This window comes from Chitinophaga fulva (assembly GCF_012927205.1).
Taxonomy (GTDB): Bacteria; Bacteroidota; Bacteroidia; order Chitinophagales; family Chitinophagaceae; genus Chitinophaga; species Chitinophaga fulva.
The window spans coordinates 17,626-37,973 of sequence record NZ_JABBGC010000002.1; the positions used below are offsets into that span (position 1 = coordinate 17,626).

A 20,348-nucleotide genomic window follows, 5' to 3' on the forward strand; every position below is an offset into this window, starting at 1 on the left:
CTGTTTAACTGGTGGCCGTAAAGAAGTGGTTGCTCCTGGTTGTTTTGTTTGCTGCGCTGGCGCAGTTTGGTTCTGTGGTAGGTTGCTGTAAGGTTGGTTGATTACCTGTTGGTTAATCTACCTGGTTATTGGCTATATGCATAGATAGTAAGTTCTTCACCCTCAAAAAATAACCAAATAAAAAAATAACCAAATAAAAAAATGTTTTGGCATTCCCGGGAGAGCGGGCGATAGTGCCTGCTCTCCCCAGGAATTATAATGGGGGTAAGTAGTAATGGACGGAGGAGGGTAATTACTGGGCGTTAGCCACCAGTTCCACGGTCAGATCGAAATCGTCGTAGATGGCTTTGTCGCCTATACCTTCAAAGAAGTTTTTGGAACCGTAACGGATGTTGTATTTGGTACGGTCTACCTTAATGTCCGCTTTGGCAGTCAGTTTGTTGCCTGCAACAGCCACGGTGGCAGGGAAAGTGATCGCGTTGGTAATGCCTTTGATAGTCAGGTTACCGGTAATATCATATTTACCGTTGCCTTTAGACGCTACTTTAGTGATCACGAAGTTGGCAGCAGGGAATTTCTCTACGCCGAAGAAGTCTTCGCTTTTCAGGTGACCCACCAGTTTGGCGTTACCGTCTGCATCTTTGATGTCGGTAACCGCGATGCTGCGGGTATCCAGGGAGAAATTACCGCCTTTCAATACGTTGTTCTCTACGTCCAGTTTGCCGTCGGCCACGTTGATGGTGCCGCTGTGCTGACCGGTTACTTTTTTGCCCACCCAGAACAGTTTGCTCTGAGATTTGTCTACCTGGAAGGCAGTAGCTTTTTTAGTGCTGGTGACAGCTTTTGCAGGTTTGTTGTTGCCGGCAGTTGCAGGAGAGGTTAAAGACATCAGTATGATGGCGCTTCCCATGAATACCAAGGATACTAATCGTTGCATATGTGTGTGTTTAAATTTGCTGCAAAGTAGGTTGATTTACGGAGAAGCATTTGCGCAAAGCGGAAAAAAAAAGTTAAATTATTTTTCAGCTATCAGCTCGTCCAGATCTTTGTTCCATTTGGCTACGTAATCCTGGTAATATTGACCAGTGATTTCCCCGGTGTAACCGGTATGTATCTGTCTTACTTCTCCTTTACGGTCTATGAGGATGGTGGTGGGGAAAGCCATCATGCGGTTGAGCGCCGGTAATTTCTCTGACGCCACTTTCTTATCAGCAATGCCACCAAAAAGAATATCATATTGTATGTTGTATTTTTCTTTGAGTTTACCCAGCGTATAGCGGGCGTATTCGAGGTCGTCTTTCTGTTCAAAACCAATAGCGATCGCTTCTACGCCCCTGTCTTTGTTTTTATTGTACCAGGGGGAGAGGAATGATGTCTGGTCCGTACAGTTGGGACACCAGGTGCCGATGATTTCCACGATCACCACTTTGCCTTTGTATTTTTCATCGCTGAGGGAAACCGTTTTACCGTCCAGATCGGGGAGGGTGAAGTCCAGTTTTTTGTAGCCTTCCTTCAGGAACGTGAGTTTGTATGGGTCTGGCAGTTCTGCTCCTGCATTTTTGCTGCCATCAAATTTGATGTTGTTGTAGATACCCAGACTGAGCTCTCCTGTCAGGGATTTGTCATCATTGATTTTCCCTTTGATGTAGATGGGGCTGGGGCCGGTAAAGCCGGACAGCTCAAATTCGTCGCCGTGCACGGTGCCTTCCAGTTCGCGGCTGTCACCAACTACCGACATGATCACGCCCGTAAGTTTGTTGCCCTGTTGTTTTAGCAGGCCTACGCGGTTCGGCGTGGGTTCTTTGCTGTAGATGGTCAGGTCCCATTTGCCGCTGATGTCATGTTGAGGGGCTGCTTCGGTGCCTGGCGGCGCAAAGCGGTAGCTCTGGCCGTATTCAGCGGCGAAGGGGAGGGCGTTGCCCCTGAAATTGGGCACCAGGCTGCGGTATTCACCGGTGATTTTACCGTCATCTTCTATTTTGGCTACCAGTGCGGCGTCGTAGGTATTCATTTTGATGAACAGCGAATCAGCGCCAATGCGTTGTACATGGAAGTCATCGCGACGGGTACCGTTGAGCAGCGTAAACACCGCGTGTTCGGGGTCTTTGCCTTTCAGTTCAAAGTTAAAAGGCACCTGTGATTCGTTGAGGGTGAAGACGCCCCGCCAGATGCCCTCGCGGACAAACGGTTTGTCGGGCGTAGCGGCAGCGCTGCCCAGCAGGGAGACAGACAAGAGGCCGGTGAGTAAGAAAGACTTATGTGTTTTCATGGGTTTTATTTTTTGGTTGAGCAAAATTGTGTGAACAATGCACAGGGAGACGCTGTGCCCGGACGGTACCGGAGCGCGGTATGCATGGAAATACCTGCCACTGACAGAAAGTCCCACAGCGGTTCCTGCACAGGATGATGATACAAGATCACTGTAACACCTATACGATACAGGAGTCAGGCAATCATCGCCCGGAGGGCAAAAAATGAAAAAGAAAAACAATGAAAAAGAAAAGTACCAAAGGACATCGCTGATGAGGATATCAGCAAATATCAAAATCCCAAAATCCCGATATCAACAGGGCATTACTGACAAGGAAACCTGCCCATATCGAAATTTTAAAATTTCTGAATAAGGTGAGAACAACATCGAAAGAAGTAAACTGACTGTTTCATGCTAATTATTTTATAGCTCCGCAATTTGATAATGGTGGCATAAACTAATTAACGGTGGGCTTAATTAGGTGTGATAAAACAAAGATAGGAGGGGCTGTTTATATTTCCAAATAAAAGTCTATAATTTTTGTAGACTATTATTGTTTTCGTGCGTACAACCGCGACCCTGCTATCTTTCATTAATATGACCTACCTTTGCGGTTTAAATAACCGGTTTTGAGTCATTCTGTTTTTTTAATAACACCGCCATTTACGCAGCTGAACACGCCCTATCCGGCCACAGCCTACCTGAAAGGGTTCCTGAACACAAAAGGGATCAGCGCTTTCCAGGCTGACCTGGGTATCGAAGTAACGCTGGCTTTATTTTCAAAACAGGGCTTACAGCAGTTGTTCGACAGTATTACGGCAGAACCTCCGGCAGAGCTTTCTGAAAATGTAGCCCGTATCATAGCGTTGCAGGATGACTATGTAAACACCATCGACGCGGTTATTTTGTTTTTACAGGGCCGCAACCCCACATTGGCCCACCAGATCAGCAAACGTGATTTTCTGCCGGAAGCTTCCCGCTTTGCGCAGCTGGACGACCTGCATTGGGCTTTTGGCTCCATGGGCACACAGGACAGGGCTAAACACCTGGCTACCATGTACCTGGAAGACCTGTCGGACCTGATCATGGAATGTGTGGACCCGCATTTTGGCTTCAGCCGGTATGCAGAGCGCCTGAGCCGCTCTGCCAATAGCTTTGATGAGCTGTACGATGCCCTGCATGAGGGGTATACCTATATAGACCACATCCTGACAGACCTGCTCGCAGCCCGCATGGAAAGTGTGCAACCCTCGATGGTAGCCATTTCGGTGCCTTTCCCGGGCAATCTGTACGCCGCTTTCCGTTGCGGACAATGGATCAAGGAACACTATCCACAGGTGAAAATAGCCATGGGCGGCGGGTTTCCTAATACAGAGCTGCGTTCCCTCAGTGATCCGAGAGTGTTTGAATTCATCGACTTCATCACCCTCGATGACGGCGAAGCCCCGATGGAGAACCTGTTTCAGTACCTCAACGGGCAGAAATCCATGGAAGAACTGAAACGTACTTTCCTGTTACAGGAGGGTAAAGTGAGTTATATTAATAATGCGTCCTGTCACGACTATAAACAAAGCCAGGTTGGAACGCCCGACTACAGCGACCTGCTGCTGGACCAGTACATATCGGCCATTGAAGTGGTGAACCCTATGCACAGCCTCTGGAGCGACGGGCGCTGGAACAAGCTCACCATGGCCCATGGCTGCTACTGGGGAAAATGTACTTTCTGTGATATTTCACTGGATTATATACGCGTGTATGAGCCGATAGCCGCCTCTATGCTGTGCGACCGCATGGAGACCATCATCGCGCAGACGGGCCAGAACGGCTTCCACTTTGTGGACGAAGCCGCGCCACCCGCGTTGATGCGCGCTTTGGCGCTGGAAATCATCCGGCGTAAGCTCACCGTCACCTGGTGGACCAACATCCGTTTTGAGAAAAGTTTCACGCGTGACCTCTGTCTGTTGCTCAAAGCATCCGGTTGCATTGCCGTATCGGGCGGACTGGAAGTAGCGTCTGACCGGTTGCTGGGCCTTATCCAGAAAGGGATCACCGTGGCGCAGGTAGCGAGGGTGAACCGCCATTTCACGGAAGCGGGCATTATGGTGCATGCTTACCTGATGTATGGTTTCCCGACGCAGACCGCGCAGGAGACCATCGATGCACTGGAAATGGTACGGCAGATGTTCGCTGCCGGCATTTTGCAATCCGCCTTCTGGCATCAGTTTACCATGACGGCCCACAGCCCTGTAGGGCTGGACCCCGCCAAGTTCCAGGTGCAGAAAGAGACCGAGGTAATCGGTACTTTCGCCAACAATGATATTCAGCATGTCGATCCCACCGGGGCAGACCATGAAAGTTTTAGCTTCGGCCTGAAAAAATCGTTGCTCAACTTTATGCATGGCACCTGCCTGGATTACCCGTTGCAAAAGTGGTTTGAATTCAAGGTGCCGAAAACCAGCGTGGCGCCGGATTTCATCACCCAAGCGCTGATGGAGGAAGAAGCAGGCACTATCAAACCCACAAGCAAGGTGGTTTTCCTGGGCAAACAGCCGTCGATGGAAGTGATCACCAAATCCAAGAAAGGCAGCACCTGGGAAGTAGCCTCTTTCACTTTTCAGAATAAAAAAGAAAAGATGAATATCAGCGTTCCGCCCCCACAGGGCGAATGGCTGGCAGGTGTGCTGGCGCAGGTAGCCGTGGCTAACCCGAAGACCTATACGTTACAGGAACTGAAAGACAGTTATGAAGCGGCGGGCCTGGAAGATTTTGAGCTTTTCTGGGACAATAAACCGGTGAATACCCTCTACCGGTCAGGGTTGCTGAAGTTGTAACGCTATCGATTATTTACCATAAATGATCGTCTTCAGAAAAAAAATATAATATCTTGCGGAGGAAAAAATTTATACCTCAAAGCAATGGAAAGACCTATTACTGTCCCTGAAGCTGCCGTCTATAATGATGCCGACAAAGAGTGGCTGTTTGGTGAAACCAATGAAAACAACCAACGTGTTGGCCCCTGGAAAATATGGCATATAGAAGGCTACCTCTGGGTAGCCATTGATTACCGGGATGGTATCCCTCCTTACCCGACCCAACGTTTTCACCCCGATGGTACTGTATCACAGGATGGTGAATGGTATGGCGGCGATAAATATGTAGGCCCGTTGCGCCTGATCAAAAGTGACAATCCTACACCTGAATATTTTCCTCCCGATAATGCTGATAATGTATGGGCCGCGGAATTTGACTATGTAGATGAATTCATTTACAATGCCCAGCGTTATTTTGACAAAGAAAACAATGAAGTGAGTTCCGACGGAGACCCGCTGCCGGCAAGGCCCCAAAATGTGCCTGCACGCGCGCATTTCATCAGAGGCGCCTATTCAGCCACCAACTGGGTAATGGGCACTGTCGACACCCGCATCGCTAATTATATCGGTGAATATTTTGAATGGGACCTGGATGGAAACCCGGTAGTAAAAAGACTTTACAGCGATTCCGGTCGTGTATTGGAGGATTATAAGTATACCAACGGCGTGTTAAGCAGCTCCAATGTATACGATAAAGATGTACCAAAAGACTCCGAGACATGCTATTACTACAGCGGTACAGCCACGCCGGTAGTAAAAACCCGGATAGTCTACCGCAGCCAGGAAAAAGACGTAACCAACATCTATTTTGATAAAACGGGCCGGGAGCTTTACTCCGTACGAAGAGAACAGTTGTCTCCTGTCCATAAACGAAGATATTTTAACGGTGAACTGGTTTGCGAAGGACATCTCTCCGACGATAAATTCAGTTTCCCGGAAAGTGCTGTTTACTATGCTTCCGGAGGCGGTACGCTCATCGACTTCACCAATAATGGTGATGGCACCGGTACCTGGCGCCTGTACGACGCCGCAGGACAGGTGTTACGGCACCTTACCATAACGGAAGATTCGGATGATCATTTCCAGTTGATAAGATGGGATGCCTTCATACCGTCCTGGGGCGGCTATGAAGTTAACACCGCCCGTACTGACTGGGAAAGCGTGGTGATGTTGTTCAACCGGAACTATGATGAGCTTAATGCCAAAGTTAAACTGTATGCGCTGGAAGTGCCGGCGTACCTGCAAAAAGAGCTGGACGCCATCGACTGGGAGACCATCGATGCTTATCATAGCAGCGGTGGTGCTGAGCTGCCCATTGGCATCAATGGCATGCTATCGGAAGATGAGGCGGTAGCCGATGTGGCCGAAAAAATGCTCTGGCCGGAGATTGAACAGCAGGGCTGCGTATATGCGTCGACGTACAAAGTAGCAACGATACTGGCGCGCATGATACCTCACTATCAACACCTGCCGGCTGTGCCACAGCGATTGGGAAAATTCCTGTATACCATCCTGGACTTAAGGTATATCACCGAGCAGAACGATTTGTATAAGGAGCTAATAGGAGCTATTGCGCCGCTGGAGCCTATGCTGCTCCAGTGGGCCGTAAGCGATAACGCTGATATGGCACGTATGGCGCAATACATCCTGATGTATTCCGGCAATGAGGCTACGGAGCAGTTCCTGCTAGATGAATGGCAAAACACGGACCACAGCAGTACCCGAAGAGGATACGCCATTTATTCCCTGTCGGGTTTTTATGTTGTCAGAGAGCAACGCAATAAACTGCTGACAACCTACGCTACCGCAGTGGGCACTGAAGGAGATGCATTTGTGCGTTTTGTCCTGGCTGCACAGTTGGTGCTGCTCACCGGCACAGAAGCCCAGGAATCCTGGCTGACGGATTTATTGCATGCATTGGCCAACCACGAAGCGCTCGATGATGACTACGGTAACATGATGCCCTTCATTGGTGATATCTATAACGTACATGAATATATTTTAGCGGTACTGCGCCAATCCAGGCCCGATGTACTGGAGAAGGAGATAGAGCCCATCATCGATGGACTGCCCGCTATGAGCACATTGAACCAGGTCAGCTATCTGCAGACAATATTCGCTGTGTTGTTCAACGATGAAACGGCGCTGGAAGATATGACGCCGATCAGGAAGAAGGCTTTGCTGACAGCAGCGGACGTGGTGGCGAAGAACCCTGGTTTTGTCAATCTTCTTGAAGTGTTCAGAGCGTATGGTCTGCCGCATGACGCGTATGCTTTGAGGCAAATAGCGGAAGTATAAAATAAAAACGCCGGAGATAAGCTCCGGCGTTTTCATTTTATGAAGTCTTCAGTTCCCAGAACTGGAATAATATCGAACCAAATTATGTTGGTATTGATGCAACTAACTATGTCTATGCATCGGTCAGGCCATCAAGGATATTATTGAGATGGATGACCCTATTTTATTTTTACAAAAAAGGTGGGTACGACAAACAAAAGAAACAGTAAGTTGCATGGAACAACAAATGAAAAATGTGTAACTATGAAAGGAAAGGAACTCCTGCAGTTTTTAGGTTATAGTGTTGATCACCCGGATTTTAAAGCCTTTTTGGAGGCCCATCATATCGACCTGCAACACTTGCCTGACCCACTGTTACCGGAAAAGAAAGTCCGGAAGTATCTGCATTCACGGTTTATTCAGGGATTTGCTCTTTCTTTCGACTTTGATGATCCCGCAAGAGCGGCGGCTCTCAGCAAATCAGACCCGGAAGGGCTGTCCATTTTTTCTCCCGCAGATTACCGGATCAAAAATCCGGTAGGTAATGGTCCTCTTTATTTAACAAGGATAGATTTCTTTACGCCGGAAGCCGGCGCTACCGATCCTATACAGTTACCTTTCGGTCTCCAGCTACAGAGCAACGGCCGCACCGTGGCAGGAAAACTGGGAACAGAAAACCCACATGGCGCTGCCAATAGCCACTACTATGAGGCAGATGAAAAGGATTTCTATTACGAACGTTACCACGTGTATGTATATTTTGACCGAGGCGACCAGGAAGAACGGTTACAGCAACTGGCTGTTATGCTCCGATAGTAATGAAGCTACTCCCAGAAAAAGAACTTGCCGAGGTTTACATACAGCATAATAAATGAAAATCTCTTACTGAAAAAGGCTTTACTGCATTCTTAATAGATAAAGGCAGAACAATTCTTGTAAATGCAGTCTGGCACTATGAGAACAGTGATTTAGATGTCAACTCAATATTACTTCACATACTTCCAGTTCCGGATTTTGCCTTCGGCCATCCACGCGAGGGCATCGGCGAGGCGGCTGTCGCGGGTGGCATCCGTTTTAGCGCTGGTGATCCACTCTACGTACTCTTTTTTGTTGCTATAACTGAATGCTTCGAAAGTGGCCCATGCTTTTTTATTCTTTTTAATGGCAGACAGGAGCCAATCCGGGACTTCCAGTTCTTTTTTAACCGGCGTGGCCTTTTTGGTAGCAGGAGGGAGGTCTCTGGTGCTTAGTTTAGCCGCGGCCTTCAGGTATTTAATAAAGATTTTGTCTGATGGGAGGTCTTTGAGGCTGGCGATTTTCCCCAGTTGGCCCATGCCATTTTCGCCCCGTTGCTGAAAGATATTATCCGGATCGTCCATGAGTGCACCTTTCCAGAAGATAAAGGAGCAGTGGGCCTTAAAAGCGGCAAAGCAGCAGAATAGCTGGCCTTCACAGGTGAAATAGGGCATGCCCCATTTAATGGTTTCTTCCACTTCGGGGCAGGCTTTATGGACCAGGGCCCGCATATGTTCCAGGATAGGCTGGGCAAAGCCGGCCGATTTAAGGATATAAGCATCGATACGGGCATCCTGTTGACTCATGACAATTAGTTTAGCGCAATTTATATAAATAAATAGATCAGGTAAGCAGGGCTTTGTTTTGGACGGTGGGTTGCAGTAAATCCCATTTGTTGTATGGAAACGGTGGAAAAATCCTCCCGCGATGTATTTTATTCTGGCTAAGTTATATATTTTAGTAGGCAGCAGGAATTATCCCGGGTAACTACCCGGGGAAAACCCCGGTGTAAGCATAAAAAAAATGTTGAATATTTGCTTCCACTAAACACAACAACATGAGCGACAAAATGATGGTTAGCGGTTATACCGCCAATAACCAGGGGTATCTTGACAATACCACCATCCCTATTGACTCACATATGCCTTTCACCGGTGATCCCGCTACCTACGGGATGCCTGTTACTGTGAGTGCTTATTTCGGAATGCTGTTCCATTTTTACAATTACCTATCCAAACATCCAGAGGTAAAAGAATTTTTCCAGGGCCGGTACTCCATTGAGTTCAGCAAGGCTTCCCTTTTCCGGTTGCTGGGCCAGCCTGGATGCGAATTTGTACGCTTTCATTTTGTTATTCCGGAAAATAACGAAAAAATTAGCCTGATGGCCGAGGGTCTGGATGCCAATCACGTTAACATCGGGTTCCCTGTGTTGCTGGAAAAAGCCAAGTCCGGTGTACTGGATCCCGTTCCTGGCGACCCAGGCATTGAAGAAAGAGGCAATGGCGGAGAAGACGAACCTTTGATGGCCAAGCTGTTTGCTGCGCTGAAAGCCAGTGGGCATCCGTTTGGTGCGGTCACGCCTATTGATTTAGAGAACCACTGTTAAAAAAAAATTGCTACGCTGAATGAACGGATGGATCTATGGATACTATGTGATGCTGGTGACATGTTTTGCCATTAGCCTGTTTAACCTGCAATTCACGCAGGTAAAGCAGCTGGCCGTGTTATTGGGGTTCTCCATATTATCGGAGGTGATGGTGGAATTGATCGGGAAGCGTGGTTCCCATTTCTTTATTGTATACCACTTTTTTGTGGTGCTGGAATATAGTCTGATAACAATTATTTTACGATCAGGAATCAAGGATGAACGTTGGCGGTTGCTGATGTGGGTTTCAATATTTGTGTTTGGCGCGATATCACTCGTGCATAGCTTCGCCTATGGCGGTTGGCGTTATTTCCCGGGCATTAATATTACCATTGAGAGCTTCCTGGTCATTTGCTGGTGCCTTTTATCCTTTTTTACGATTACCCCCAATAGTGAAGCGTCTATATTCCGGCACCCGGATTTCTGGCTGACCCTTGCGTTTTTCTTTTATTTCGCCGGGTCCATGTGTGTTAACGGCTTTTACAATCTGTTATTGGCCGGTGATGCACGGTCTGCCAGGCATCTTTTTACGATTTTGAACTCATTATCCAATTACCTGTTGTATATTATGCTGATAAAAAGCATCGTATGCTTCCGGTCAAACAGGATTTCTTCGTAGCAGTCATATTACTCACCTTGTTGTTTACCATCATGGGGTTGATAGTGATTGTGGCGATCATTAATTACAAGAAAAAACAACAAGCTTACCTGCATCAGCTAAAATTAATGAAAGAAGAGTATGATAAACAATTGATGTGGTCTCAGATCGAGATACAGGAAGAAACCTTTGCCCACCTGGGGCAGGAGCTTCACGACGATATCGGCCAATTGTTAACCAGTACCAAACTATTGATCAATGTTACCCAGCGTAACCTGACCGATGCACCGGAGACGTTAAAGACCGCCGAAGAAACCCTCAGTACGGCCATTCATCATCTGCGCGCGCTGTCCAAATCGTTCAGCCGTCAGTGGTTGGACCAGTTCAGCCTGGTCGATAACCTGAAGGGCGAAGTGGCCCGTATCAATGCCAGTCGTACCATCAAGGTGAAGTTTACGCACGAACTGGCCGAGCTGCCGCTACAGGCAGAGCCGCAGATCATTTTGTTCCGTATCATACAGGAAGCCATGCAAAATTGCCTGAAACATGCCCGTCCGCAAGTGATTGATATCAGCATGCGTATAGCAGAAAAGGCATTACTGTTGATCATTGCAGATGACGGCGCCGGCTTTGATAAAGCTGGCATGTCCGCCACCGGACTGGGTATCCGGAACATGCAACACCGCACCCGGCTATTGGGCGGAACGATCGACTGGGAAAAGACGGATGCAGGAGGTACTGCTGTGTTGATAAAATTACCCGTTGAACCAAATCAGTTATGAACATCAAAATTGCCATCGCAGACGACCATCAGTTATTCCTCAAATCACTCAGCCTGCTCATAGCGGGCTTTAACGGTTTTAATATTGTAGCGGAAGCAGTCAACGGAAAAGAGTTGCTGGACAAAATCACAGCGCTGCCAGCACCGCCGGACATCGTACTGCTCGACGTGAACATGCCTGTTATGGACGGCCCCAAAGCTACGGCCCTGTTGCAGAAACAGCATCCGGGCATCCGGATAGCGGCGCTGTCCATGAAAGAAAATGACAATACCATCATCACCATGCTCAAAGCCGGTTGTTGTGCTTATCTGCTGAAAGATATCCATCCGGTGGAACTGGAAAAAGCCCTGCGGGAGATACATGAATCAGGCTACTACCACAACGATGCCTCTAATGTGAACTATCGCCGGCTGATCCTCCAATCCGAACAGCAGGAGACGATCACCGAAAGGGAGAAAGAGTTTCTGAGCCTCGCCTGTAGTGATCTTACCTATAAAGCCATCGCGCAGAAGATGAATGTTTCTGAACGTACTGTAGACGGTTACCGCGAAATCCTTTTCCACAAACTCAACGTACAAAGCCGCACCGGTATGGTGCTTGAAGCGCTGCGCCGGCAGCTGGTTTCCCTCTAGTGGCCCGGTTTACCGGTTAAAAGCTGCACTTTACCGACCTGTACTGGTCGTTGACCTTATTTCCCCATGTGCCCTTTGTTGGTTTTTGTATCATTGTAACCTGTTCATTCATCCAAAATCGAATCAGCACATGAGTAATCAACAAAGGGCTATCCTAGAGGTAGACCAGCTGAGTGTTTCCTATGGCCATTTTCAGGCAGTGCGGCAGGTATCCTTTGCCGTGGAGTCAGGTGAAATTTTTGGTTTACTGGGGCCAAACGGTGCCGGCAAAACCAGTACCCTGAGCGCTATTGAAGGATTGTTGCGGCCACAAGGCGGACAAATCAACGTTGCCGGTTTCAGTATCCTCGACCAGCCCCTTTACGCCAAAGCCAACATGGGCGTACAATTACAATCCACCAGTTTTCAGGCAGAACTCAACGTGGCCGAAATCATCCGGCTGTTTGCCGGTATCTATGGCAAAGAAATGACCCCTGCTGAAGTAGAAGAGAAACTCGTTGAAATCAACCTGCAGGATTCAGGCAGTAAACGTTTCGGTCAGTTGTCCGGCGGACAACAACAGCGGGTATCGCTGGTCATTTCCACTATTCATGATCCGCAGCTGGTGCTGCTGGACGAGCCCACCACAGGACTGGACCCTCAGTCCAGAAGACAGCTGTGGGACCGCATCGAGGCTATCAAAGCCAAAGGTCATGCTGTGCTGCTTACTACTCATTCCATGGAAGAAGCCGAGGCAGTCTGTGATCGCATCGCCATCATCGATCATGGCCGGGTGATCGCCATTGATACGCCCGAAGCCCTGATAGCAGCGCATCGCAACGACCCCGATGTTATTGCTGTGTGCCGCAAAGGCAAGGTCACCCTCGAAGATGTATTTATCGGTCTTACCGGCCGGGCTGTCCGTTCATAACTCAACACCTACTTTATGCAAACCAAAATACCTCAAACTTCTTCCGTGATGTCCGCTTTATTGCGGGCTGATTTTACCACCCTGTGGCGTAACCGTCGTTCGCTGCGGCTGGTGCTGCTGGTGCCTGTGGTGATCGTCATCTCCTGGAAAGGAATGGTGAAAATGATGGGCGGCCCTTATGTGATCTCCGGTGGTATCACCATTGGCCTGATCAGTATCGGCCTGCTGGGTTATACCAATTCCATTGCGCGTGACCGCGATAAAGGAGTGTTCCAGCGCCTGCGTGTAGGGCCGGTGGCCGCGTGGACCATCATGTGCAGCCGTATCATGGTGCAGATAGCCACTATCATGGCCATGACCATCGCCATCTTTGCCGTTGGCAATCTGGTAGACAAAATTGTATTGTCGCCGCTGGGTTATCTGACGGGCTTCTTTGCTGCCGTATTGGGCGGTGCACTGTACCTCAGTCTCGGTCAGCTGATCGTAGGGCTGATTAAAAACCCGGAGACGGTGAATTCCACTACACGATTGGTATATTTTATCTTTATTATGGTGGGGATGCTGGGCAACTTCGGTGTGTTGGGTGATGTGGTTAAAGAGATGGTGCAGTGGTCGCCCTATGGTGTGGTGAACCACATGATTGGTACTGCGCTGCAACCAGAAACCTGGAACCTGCAGGCTACATACGCGTTGCTGGCCACGCTCGGATATTCAGCCGTATTCGGTATCCTCGGCATTCGTTTCTTTAAGTGGAACTAATCTGTCTGATGATCACTTCCTCAATCCGGTGCTTTGCTGCAATTGTTTATAGTGCTGGTTTTCAGCCTGTTTGTTACTGTTGACTGAAAAAATATTTCAGCAAAAAATTTGGAGAAATGAAATGAGTGCTTATCTTTGCGCTCCCTGATCACAATATCAGTTGCCCAGATGGCGAAATTGGTAGACGCACTGTGTTCAGGTCGCAGCGCCTGCAAGGGTGTGCTGGTTCGAATCCAGTTCTGGGCACGTAAGTGGACAAATCGAGATTTACTTCGGTTTGTCCACTTTTTTTTTATCAAAAATCGCGTCCATACTGTATATTAACTTGATGGCTTCGTGAGTTGGGCGGTTCGATAATGACTTCCGTCAAAAACGAGTTTTTCGAGGAAAGTCGAACCAATAATTGGACTAGTCCCATTGTGGAGAAAAACACTTACAATTGATGAAGTTCCGTATATTTGAAATTGTGGGTAGGATGATAAAGAATCTGACGGGTCTAAAAAAATAAAATGACAAGACAGGAGGCAGAACTTATACTACTACGAATTTTTGGTATCGCTAAATTCCATGATGAGCAATGGACTGCCATAGAGCGGGTTTTGAAAGGTGAACGCGTATTGCTTATTGAGAAAACGGGATTCGGGAAATCGCTATGTTTTCAGTTCCCTGCAACAGTTTTCAAAGGAATAACTATTATTTTTTCTCCACTTATTGCTTTAATGAGAGATCAGGTAAAGAAATTGAATGCAAAAGGAGTATCTGCAAGATGTATTAATAGTGAACAGACCCCAGAGGAAAACTCTCAAATAATTAGTGAAGCGAAAACAGGGCAAGTTAAAATACTTTATATAGCACCAGAAAGACAGGAAAATAGTGAGTGGGTGGAGGCAACAAGCCAAATGAACATATCTATGGTTGTTGTCGATGAAGCACATTGTATTTCTGTCTGGGGCCATGATTTTCGTCCAGCCTTCAGACGAATAATCAATCTCATAAAACTATTACCCAAAGGACTGCCTGTGTTGGCAACAACAGCAACAGCAACTCAAAAAGTTGAACGGGATATTGCTCAACAGATTGGAGGGAGTATCAGCACTATCAGAGGTAATTTGATGAGGGATAATTTTAAACTTTTTGTTGTTAAAGTTGCTTCGGAAGAAGAAAAGTTTATTTGGTTGGGACAGTATTTGAATAAGTTGCCTGGCTCCGGAATTCTTTATACAGGGACAAGGTTTGATACCGAAATTTATTCGAAGTGGTTTGAGTATTTGAATATATCTTCTACTGCGTATAATGCAGGTCTTGATACGGACTCGAGAATAGCAATTGAGAATGGATTGATGACCAATCAATGGAAATGTATTATTTCTACTAATGCTTTGGGCATGGGAATTGATAAACCAGATATTCGTTTTATTATTCATAGTCAGATACCTCAATCTCCGATACATTACTATCAGGAGATTGGTAGAGCTGGCAGAGATGGTAATTCTGCTAATATTATTCTTTTTTATAATCCAGAAGATAGAAAGCTCCCAGAGGCTTTTATTGAAGGAGGTAGACCGTCATTGAAAAAGTATGAAAAAGTCATTCTTGCAGTTAAATCTGATCTTTTAGGTGAATGGGATTTAATGAGGGTGACTAATATGAAGCAAAATCAAATCAGGGTAATTAAAGCAGACCTAATAGAACAAGGGATCATACGAGAAGTGATGATTGGGAAAAGTAAAAAATATGAATTTATTCCAGGTTCACCCTCACTGAATACTAAAGTTTTTGATGAACTTCGTAATTCAAAGTTGAATGATCTTGAATCTATGATTCAATACGTCGGGACTGAGGAATCCAGAATGAAATTTCTTTGTGATTATTTAGGTGATAATTCAGATCGCCAATTTAATAATTGCGACAACACAGGAGAGCAAAAGATTGGCGTTTCAGTAACCCCTGAATGGTCTGAAAAGTTACAAAGCTTTAGAGAAAATTATTTCCCGGAATTAGAGGTGGAATCGAAAAATTCAAATATGAGTAATGGTGTTGCTGCATCCTACTATGGTGTTTCCAATGTTGGAGCGGCATTACATCGTTCAAAATATGAAGGGGGAGGGGATTATGCGGACTTTTTACTGAAATTGGTTCTTAAAGCTTTCAGAAAGAAATTTGGGCAGGAGAAATTTGATTTGATCGTCTATGTTCCTCCTACCTCTTCTGGCGACTTGGTGAAGAACTTTGCAACTAAGATTTCGCAAGTTTTAAAGTTTCCGATTTCCCACAACCTTCAAAAGATTCGAAAAACTGACCAACAGAAAATTTTTGAAAATAGTCTCCTGAAATCGGATAACGTAAATGGAGCATTTACGTTTACAGCACCAGATGAAATAAATGGGAAGAGTGTTCTACTTATTGATGATATTTTTGATAGCGGGGCAACAATAAAAGAAATAGGTAAAATATTAACTAACTTTGGAGCAAGTAAAATAGTTCCTATTGTAATAGCACGCACTGTAGGAGGTGATTTAGTATGATAAAAGAAGCAGCCGCATATTGGATAGCATTGGCACATTTGCCCAAATGGGGCCATTTGAAGATAAATAATCTTATTATTAAATTTTTCCATGAAAATAAGATTTCTATTGAAGAGTTTTTTCAATTAGGAGAAAAAGACTGGCGAGGTATTTATCAGTTGGATGAGAAACAAATTTTTGACTTGAATAAAGCAAAATTAGAGTTGCCAGGGAATGCTTTTTTAGCAGAATCATTATTTAGTCAAGGTTTTGAAATAATTCCAATTACATCGCAGGATTATTCAAAAACATTAAAGACTAATTTAAAAGCCACTCATGCTCCTGCTGTACTTTATATTAAAGGAAATGGTAAGATCCTTTCTGAAAAGTCGGTCGCTATAGTTGGCTCTCGTGATGCCTCCGAAACCGCCTTGGAATTCACAGATAATATTGCTCAACTTGCAAGTAAAGAGTTTAAGGTGGTTGTTAGCGGATTCGCCAAGGGGGTTGACAAGAAAGCATTGGATTCAGCAATTTTTTATAAGGGGCAGAGTGTCATTGTACTTCCTCAGGGAATTATGACTTTTGCTTCTGGATTTAAAAATTATTATAAACAAATTATTGATGGAGATGTCCTAGTGTTAAGCACATTTTTTCCCAAAGCACCGTGGAGAACAGAATTGGCGATGGCTAGAAATCCCATTATTTATGGACTTGCCAATGAAATTTATGTAGCTGAATCATCCGAAAAAGGAGGAACTTGGTCTGGTGTTATGGATGGACTAAAGAAAAATAGAAGCATTTTTGTCCGTAAGCCAGAACCTGGAGAGAAGAATGCCAATAATATTTTAATACAAAAGGGGGCTATTCCTGTTGATATCAATGGGCAGAGATTGTCTGAAGTGTATAATGCCCCATTGTTTGATGTCATATCACTCGTTCAAGAGTCTGATGCTGACTTTTTTGCTTCTGAAATCCGATCAGTATTTAATGGTAAGCCATTAAGTGCAAAAGAAGTAATCTTAAAATTAAAATTAGATTGGACAACACAAAAGATGAATAATTATTTAAAGAAAATAGATTTTATTGAAACTATTAAGGAGAAAAAAGGTAATCTCTTTAAGCTTAAAGAAGCTACTGATAAGACTCAACCAACCCTTTTTTGATTTGTAAAACTATAAAGTAAAGTATACGGACACACAGGCTTTAAAAAATATGAACAGGAAAAACGCTTGAAACTTCCTTCTGTATCAGTTTATTGTCTTCCGGGATTATTATAATAAGTACTTCAAAAGTAGGCCCTATTAAAGGAAATTGTTCGTTAATAATTTTGAGAATAACATTTAACCGAATGCGGTTGCATGAGGCAAACACAGTAGTTGGGTATTACCCAAACATAGCTGGCTACCCGAATGTCAAAGCCGCTTACATATCCGCTGGCTCTCTCTTTGACTGTGGTGGTGGTGTGGTATCTTTCTTTTCATCAGTAAAAGAAACACGGGCGGGTTGCTTTTGCGATAAGCGTTGTAGCAAGTCGGCAACACTACAATTAAAATAAAGCGTTCCAAAGTCCACCCAACTACCTTCCCGGTTCCATGATCATACCAGACGTTTTAACTGCCTGTTAACTTTGAAGGAAGGTGTTTTTTCATCCCGCAGCGGGGATAGATACCAATAGTCTTGGTTTCTTATCTTTTGGGTCAAGTGGTTTAATGAAGTTAGGTAATCTACCAGATCAATCTGCTTTGCTTCTGCACACATTAAACTTTTCATATACGCGTTTTCGGGTTCACGATAATTATGTACAATAGAAAAACGGCCTACAAGCACTGGTTTTTAAACCAAAATGCTTGCAAGCCGTTCTAAATCAGCTAAAAAGTGGTTCGACAAAAGTACACTCTGGGCACTTAAATTAAAAGGCTTGTAAGTTGATGCTTACAAGCCTTTTTTCATTTAGTCAAATATTGTCAATTTCAAGTTGATTGAAAGCCTGGGCGTAGGTGTAATATTCTCTGACTATGGTGAAATACGCTTGCGCTATTTTTTAATAACTGATCGGCATGAGATGATGCCGCATTATGGAGGATGCCTGTCCTTATGTTCCGGAGTTCAAGCTTTGTGTCAAACGGAAGAACGAATATATCCAATCAGGGAGGTTGACTAATGAAGCGATGGTTGGTAGTGAAAAGGAGACCGGCTTGATCATAGCGACCTTAATGTGGGCGTGTAATAAAAAATGTTGCAACGTGCAATGTACTCGATTAATAAATTTGAAATACTAAAGTGTACTAAATCAATTGTCTGAAAAAGTGTGAAGAATTTATTTGGAATTATTATTATTTTTTTGCTACTTTAGTTCACGGAAACAAACTTATAAAACCCTCATAATAATTGTTTACGTTTTTGCTCGTTAAGAAAATCCTTGTCAACATTTAGAATTGATAATTGAAAACACCTGATACCAGCCTGTGAAGGATAAGCCTCTCGAAAAGTATATAGCTGGTATTCGCCAACATTCGTTTATTTATCTGAGGATAGTCCCGAATATTTTATTGCGGAGAACTTATGTTTATGATAGACCTTAACAAAACTCACCATCAGGAACTGCTGGATATTGAATCGGTTTTGCTGACACATAGAGAAGTGGAATCGTGTGTGGTAGTAGCTTCACCCGAAAGGGAATATCATTCAGCATCATTTTTTTTGTTTTACAGATTAGTGCAAAATGTAGAGTTTGTGCCATCATTAGGTGAACACGATATCTATGATATCTTTATTTATAATTCCATGGCCAGTGATGATATGAGAGTAAGGGGATATCGGGAAGCATTGGCTGATAAGGTGAAAGATAAAGTGGTACTGGATCCTGGTACAGGAACGGAACTGATTCTGGCCAGGCATTGCATTAACGCCGGAGCAAAAAAGGTATATGCTGTAGAAGCGCTGGAGCATGCATATAAACAGGCACGGGAAAAGATTGCACAACTTGGCCTGGAGGATAAAATAACGTTGATTTTGGGGGATGCCCGTCACGTAACGCTACCGGAGAAGATAGATTATATAGTTTCCGCGTTGGCCGGTAATATTGCCAGTTCGGATGGTTGCATTCCATTAATCAATGAACTGAAAGGTAATTTTGGGAGCGATGTGAAATTTATTCCCAACCGATATTTAACGCAGGTTGCAGCAGTAGAGTTGCCTGCAGCGATTTATGAGAAAGGGTTGAGCCCCATGTCTGCCTATTATATCAGCGAGGTCCATAAAAAATACGGACATACTTTTGACATAAGAATGTGTCTGCGTTATTTTTCACCCTCGTTACTTATATCAGATACACGTACGGTGGAAGATATTGCCTATGAATCTGAGTTACATGAATCGGCTGAGCAGAAAACAACGTTATCTTTTGTTAAAGATGGAATAATACATGGTATTGTATTTTGGTTGAATGCTTATACAGATGAGTTAATGATGATTGATAGTTTACAGCATACGCACCATTTACCGGTTTATTTTCCGTTGTTCGAAAATGGTATGGAGGTAGAAAAGGGAGATCGTCTTTGTTTAACCTTTTCCAGGTCTACAGGCCTGGACGGTTATCATCCGGATTATCATGTAAAAGGGTGGGTTGAATTTAAAAACGGAGAGCGGATAAATTTTGAACACGATAGTGCTCACCAGGGGACGCAGAAGGTATCAGATACCCATGGTAAAAAGCCTGTCACGCCGCTTAGAACATATGAATATATTACAGAAAAGACGCTGAGAGACTATGTGAAATCAAGGTTGCCGGGCAATACGGTTCCTTATAAAATGATAAGAGTAGAGCAGTGGCCTTTGAACGCCAACGGAGAAATAGATAAGCAACAGTTGCTGCAGCATGTGCGTGTTGATAAAAGATAGGCTACCTTCATTTTCGGGAAATTCGTATATTCGTATATGTTATTTTTATGATAGTTTTAACATGGAGAGAAATCATATTTTGAGTATTTTTATAACGTAAACCGCTTTATTGAAATTTAGGAAAAACACATGGTTGCAACATTTTTGAGGAATTTAACCAGGCTAATATCCAGAAAAACTGTCGTGTAAAGAAACGTGATCAAGACTGGTGATTGCTCCTGTCACACGGGCTTTCCTATCTGATTTGTTGAACCAGGACAAATTGAATTCAGTATTTTTTTTCTACTACACTTGTGGCTTAGCCGAGCAACAGCTTTGCACCCGAAGCCATACAGATTGCTTCCTTTTAATTTATTTTTTATGTTTTCTGCTATGCTTGTAGCTTAGGAGAGCGACAGCTTTGCCCCGTAGCTATACAGATT

At 44.8% G+C, this 20,348-nt stretch carries 15 protein-coding genes and 1 tRNA gene; 13 read left to right on the forward strand and 3 right to left on the reverse strand.

Annotated features, from left to right (window positions below; all coding sequences use genetic code 11):
* Positions 1-292: 292 nt before the first annotated feature.
* The gene (locus HHL17_RS16975; RefSeq protein ID WP_169226032.1) at positions 293-937 is read right to left on the reverse strand and encodes a YceI family protein; all 645 of its coding nucleotides are present in this window, start codon (positions 935-937) and stop codon (positions 293-295) included.
* A gap of 78 nt (positions 938-1,015) precedes the next feature.
* Positions 1,016-2,269 (reverse strand): peroxiredoxin family protein, encoded by a 1,254-nt coding sequence (locus HHL17_RS16980; protein WP_169226033.1) that lies wholly within the window; start codon positions 2,267-2,269, stop codon positions 1,016-1,018.
* A gap of 611 nt (positions 2,270-2,880) precedes the next feature.
* Between HHL17_RS16980 and HHL17_RS16985 the strand changes: the two genes are divergently transcribed.
* The 3 genes from HHL17_RS16985 (at position 2,881) to HHL17_RS16995 (ending at position 8,214) form a co-directional block, all read left to right on the forward strand.
* Positions 2,881-5,082 (forward strand): B12-binding domain-containing radical SAM protein, encoded by a 2,202-nt coding sequence (locus HHL17_RS16985; RefSeq protein ID WP_169226034.1) that lies wholly within the window; start codon positions 2,881-2,883, stop codon positions 5,080-5,082.
* 84 nt (positions 5,083-5,166) lie between these two features.
* Complete coding sequence (locus HHL17_RS16990; protein WP_169226035.1) at positions 5,167-7,419, forward strand: toxin-antitoxin system YwqK family antitoxin; 2,253 nt, start codon at positions 5,167-5,169, stop codon at positions 7,417-7,419.
* A gap of 243 nt (positions 7,420-7,662) precedes the next feature.
* The gene (locus HHL17_RS16995; RefSeq protein ID WP_169226036.1) at positions 7,663-8,214 is read left to right on the forward strand and encodes a hypothetical protein; all 552 of its coding nucleotides are present in this window, start codon (positions 7,663-7,665) and stop codon (positions 8,212-8,214) included.
* 170 nt (positions 8,215-8,384) lie between these two features.
* On the opposite strand, the gene HHL17_RS17000 is transcribed toward HHL17_RS16995, so the two are convergent.
* Complete coding sequence (locus HHL17_RS17000) at positions 8,385-8,999, reverse strand: YdeI/OmpD-associated family protein (protein ID WP_169226037.1); 615 nt, start codon at positions 8,997-8,999, stop codon at positions 8,385-8,387.
* A gap of 251 nt (positions 9,000-9,250) precedes the next feature.
* On the opposite strand from HHL17_RS17000, the gene HHL17_RS17005 reads away from it, so the two are divergent.
* The 10 genes from HHL17_RS17005 (at position 9,251) to HHL17_RS17050 (ending at position 19,926) form a co-directional block, all read left to right on the forward strand.
* Positions 9,251-9,799, forward strand: a complete 549-nt coding sequence (locus tag HHL17_RS17005) for a hypothetical protein (protein ID WP_169226038.1) — start codon at positions 9,251-9,253, stop codon at positions 9,797-9,799.
* 19 nt (positions 9,800-9,818) lie between these two features.
* Complete coding sequence (locus HHL17_RS17010) at positions 9,819-10,457, forward strand: hypothetical protein (protein ID WP_169226039.1); 639 nt, start codon at positions 9,819-9,821, stop codon at positions 10,455-10,457.
* Entirely contained in the window at positions 10,427-11,218 is a 792-nt protein-coding gene (locus tag HHL17_RS17015) for a sensor histidine kinase (RefSeq protein ID WP_169226040.1), read from the forward strand. The genes HHL17_RS17010 and HHL17_RS17015 overlap by 31 nt, the downstream gene beginning before the upstream one ends.
* On the forward strand, positions 11,215-11,850 hold the full coding sequence (locus HHL17_RS17020) for a response regulator transcription factor (RefSeq protein ID WP_169226041.1): 636 nt from the start codon (positions 11,215-11,217) through the stop codon (positions 11,848-11,850). The genes HHL17_RS17015 and HHL17_RS17020 overlap by 4 nt, the downstream gene beginning before the upstream one ends.
* Positions 11,851-11,980: 130 nt before the next feature.
* Complete coding sequence (locus HHL17_RS17025; RefSeq protein ID WP_169226042.1) at positions 11,981-12,760, forward strand: ABC transporter ATP-binding protein; 780 nt, start codon at positions 11,981-11,983, stop codon at positions 12,758-12,760.
* Between the two features lie 15 nt (positions 12,761-12,775).
* Positions 12,776-13,519 (forward strand): ABC transporter permease, encoded by a 744-nt coding sequence (locus HHL17_RS17030; RefSeq protein WP_169226043.1) that lies wholly within the window; start codon positions 12,776-12,778, stop codon positions 13,517-13,519.
* 162 nt (positions 13,520-13,681) lie between these two features.
* A tRNA-Leu gene (locus HHL17_RS17035) sits at positions 13,682-13,765 on the forward strand.
* A gap of 263 nt (positions 13,766-14,028) precedes the next feature.
* Positions 14,029-16,044 (forward strand): RecQ family ATP-dependent DNA helicase, encoded by a 2,016-nt coding sequence (locus tag HHL17_RS17040; RefSeq protein WP_169226044.1) that lies wholly within the window; start codon positions 14,029-14,031, stop codon positions 16,042-16,044.
* Complete coding sequence (locus HHL17_RS17045) at positions 16,041-17,189, forward strand: DNA-processing protein DprA (RefSeq protein ID WP_169226045.1); 1,149 nt, start codon at positions 16,041-16,043, stop codon at positions 17,187-17,189. Before HHL17_RS17040 ends, HHL17_RS17045 begins: the two co-directional genes overlap by 4 nt.
* A gap of 1,405 nt (positions 17,190-18,594) precedes the next feature.
* The gene (locus tag HHL17_RS17050) at positions 18,595-19,926 is read left to right on the forward strand and encodes an SAM-dependent methyltransferase (RefSeq protein ID WP_169226046.1); all 1,332 of its coding nucleotides are present in this window, start codon (positions 18,595-18,597) and stop codon (positions 19,924-19,926) included.
* The last annotated feature ends 422 nt before the right edge of the window (positions 19,927-20,348 follow it).